Below are 3,279 nucleotides of genomic sequence, written 5' to 3'. Positions count from 1 at the left end.
TAACCCTGAGAATTAATTCAAAAAAAAGAATAACAAAAACGGAACTCATAAATAGAAGAGTTTCCTAAAAATTAAACCAAACACAAGTCCGAACTGATTCGGATTAACAATTAAAAATTAAAAAAGATGGCAACAATAAATTTTGGAGGCGTATTAGAAAACGTAGTAAAACGTGATGAATTCCCATTAGAAAAAGCACAAGAGGTGTTAAAAAACGAAGTCGTAGCCGTTATTGGTTACGGCGTTCAAGGACCTGGACAAGCGCTTAATTTAAGAGATAATGGTGTCCCTGTGATAGTAGGACAAAGAAAAGGAACAGCGAGTTGGGAAAAAGCATTAGCAGATGGTTGGGAAGCAGGTAAAACCCTATTTGACGTCCAAGAAGCCTGTGAAAAAGCCACTGTAGTGATGAATTTACTTTCTGATGCTGGACAAATCCAAGCTTGGGAAGGTATGAAGAACCATCTAACCAAGGGGAAAACTCTGTATTTCTCACACGGATTTGGCGTGACGTTCCACGAAAAAACGGGCATCGTTCCCCCAAAGGATGTCGATGTCGTCTTGGTCGCACCAAAAGGATCGGGAACCTCGCTTAGAAGTTTATTCTTAAGTGGTCAAGGTTTAAATTCTAGTTATGCCGTGTATCAAGATGCCACCGGAAAAGCAGAAGAACGTGCATTAGCATTGGGAATTGCCATTGGTTCCGGCTATTTATTTGAAACTACCTTTCAAAAAGAAGTGTACAGTGATTTAACCGGAGAACGCGGCGTTTTAATGGGTGCTGTAGCAGGAATATTCGAGGCGCAATTCAATGTCCTACGTCAGCGTGGACATTCGCCAAGTGAAGCCTTTAACGAAACCGTTGAAGAGTTTACTCAAAGTTTGATGCCATTAATTGCTGAAAACGGAATGGATTGGATGTTTGCTAATTGTTCCACAACTGCGCAACGAGGGGCTTTAGATTGGAAAGGAAAATTCCGTGAGGCCACTGAACCTGTTTTAAATGAATTGTACGATAGCGTCGTGTCTGGAAAAGAAGCTGAAATCGTCATTGAAGCCAATAGCAAGCCGGATTATCGTATGAAATTGGAAGAAGAATTAAACCTGATGAGGCACAGTGAATTGTGGCAAACCGGATTAGAAGTACGAAAATTAAGACCCAAAAAATAATGACTTTATTAGAAAAAATATATGAAGCTAGAGAACGCATAAAAAACGTTGCTGTTCATACCCCCTTGATGAAAAATGAAAACTTGAGCGAAGAATTTTCCGCTCAAGTTTTCTTAAAACGGGAGGATTTACAACCCGTACGCTCCTACAAATTAAGAGGGGCTTACAACAAAATAGTATCGCTTAGCGAGGAGGAAAAATCAAACGGCGTGGTTTGTGCTAGTGCTGGAAATCATGCCCAAGGAGTTGCTTATGCCTGTAGAAAACTAAACATCAAAGCAACCATCTTTATGCCAGTAACCACTCCCCCGCAAAAAACCAAACAGGTGAAGCTTTTTGGAAAAGATAAGGTAGACCTTGTACTAAAAGGAGACACCTTTGATGAAGCCTATGAGGAAGCCAACCGGTTTTGCAATCAGGTAGAAGCCGTGTTTATTCATCCTTTTGATGATGATAAAGTTATGGCGGGACAAGGAACCATAGGATTAGAACTTCTGGAAGACAAGCCCGCTCCTATCGATTATTTATTTGTTCCCATTGGAGGTGGTGGATTGGCAGCCGGTTTAAGTACCGTGTTCAAACAATTGAGTCCCAACACCAAAATTATTGGTGTAGAACCTGCTGGAGCCGCTTCTATGAAAAACTCAATAAAACTTGGTATCAATACGACTTTAGATACTCTAGACAAGTTTGTTGACGGTGCTGCCGTAAAGCGTGTGGGAGAAAAAACATTTGAAATATGTAAAGACCTTTTAGATGATATTGTTCTTGTTCCTGAAGGCAAGATATGCACCAGTATATTGCGCTTGTACAATGAAGAAGCTATAGTTGTTGAACCAGCCGGAGCGCTAACCATTGCCGCTCTGGATTTATACAAGGACAAAATTAAAGGGAAACAGGTGGTATGTATTGTTAGCGGAAGTAATAACGACATTACCCGAACAGAAGAAATAAAAGAGCGTTCCTTGTTATACGAGGGATTGAAACATTATTTTCTATTACAATTTCCACAGCGACCAGGAGCCTTGAAAGAATTTGTAAATGAGGTGTTAGGGCCAGATGATGACATCACCTATTTTCAGTTTTCTAAAAAAACCAACCGCGAAATTGGTCCTGCCGTAGTGGGAATAGAGTTAAAAAACCCAAGTGATTTTGATAAAATAGAAAGCCAGTTAAAAAACAGAAAACTCAATTATCAGTACCTAAACAACAATGCCGATTTATTCACAAACCTCATATTATAACTGAACGTATTCCGTTTTAAACCAACCAAAGGTACGAGGTACTACTTATAGCAACTTGGTTATCGGCTTAAAAGCAAAGCGCTAAAGCTTCAATTAAAAAGAGGGATCCCGTCATGGAATCCCTCTTTTAGTATTCACCCATATTTATACATATGGAAAATTATAATAATTAACGTTTAATTACTCGGAAGCTTTGAGTATTTCCGTTTGATGATATGGTTACCAAATAAACACCTGTTGTTACTCCTTGATTAAGGTTAATTTGAACCTTTCCATTAGAAACAACGTGTTGTGTGTTATAAATTTCTCTACCAAGCATATCATTCACAACAACAGCTACCTTTTCTTTATTTAAATTAGGTGCATGAATAAAGAAGGTATTGTCGTTTATTGGGTTTGGATACAAACGAATACCAGACAACTCCTTATACTCCTCTATAGAAACGGTATTATCAATATCTACAGAAATTTCATCTACATATAAATTAAATTGGTTGGCTACGGAGTACGCATGGAATCCAATATAATAAATCCCGTCTGCAGGAACTGTAAAAGTAAGCTCTTCAACCGTTGAACCAAGTGCAGAAATTGTCGGGTAATCAGCCAATGGATTTGTCATTGCAGCTGCATTTGCAGACGTTCCATAGGCCACCTTCATACTTTCAGTATAGCCTACAGAATTATTTCCATATCTATAAGAAATTACGTAGGATGTTCCAGCCTCTAATTCAATACCTTGCGTATAGAACCAAGCATTACCAGCATTAGCTGAAGTCCATCCATACTTAAGAACTTTTCCACTGAAGTCACCAGAATTATAAGTCGTTGTAGTCCAATTATTACCAGCACCCAAGTTTTCTCTTGA

Annotated in this window: 3 protein-coding genes; 2 read left to right on the top strand and 1 reads right to left on the bottom strand. The window is 38.8% G+C overall.

All coding sequences use genetic code 11. From position 1 onward, the window contains the following. The first annotated feature begins 126 nt into the window (after positions 1-126). Positions 127-1,170: a ketol-acid reductoisomerase gene (gene ilvC / locus VKY41_RS03995; protein ID WP_500813146.1), complete on the top strand. Its 1,044-nt coding sequence runs from the start codon at positions 127-129 to the stop codon at positions 1,168-1,170. Beyond that, positions 1,170-2,414, top strand: coding sequence for a threonine ammonia-lyase IlvA (gene ilvA / locus VKY41_RS03990; protein WP_500813145.1), 1,245 nt, complete (start codon positions 1,170-1,172; stop codon positions 2,412-2,414). The genes ilvC and ilvA overlap by 1 nt, the downstream gene beginning before the upstream one ends. Before the next feature lie 169 nt (positions 2,415-2,583). Here ilvA and VKY41_RS03985 read toward each other — a convergent pair. Then, positions 2,584-3,279 (bottom strand): T9SS type A sorting domain-containing protein (locus VKY41_RS03985; protein ID WP_500813144.1); only part of this gene is annotated, 696 nt, incomplete at its 5' end.

The organism is Xanthomarina sp. (assembly GCF_035306605.1).
Classification (GTDB): domain Bacteria; phylum Bacteroidota; class Bacteroidia; order Flavobacteriales; family Flavobacteriaceae; genus Xanthomarina.
Note: the sequence above shows the minus strand (reverse complement) of the source record. Positions and strands in the feature narration are given on the sequence as shown.

Excerpts from the sequence above, each read along its gene's own strand:
- ilvA (WP_500813145.1), top strand. The coding sequence starts at position 1,170 with ATGACTTTATTAGAAAAAATATATGAAGCTAGAGAACGCATAAAAAAC.
- ilvC (WP_500813146.1), top strand. The coding sequence starts at position 127 with ATGGCAACAATAAATTTTGGAGGCGTATTAGAAAACGTAGTAAAACGT.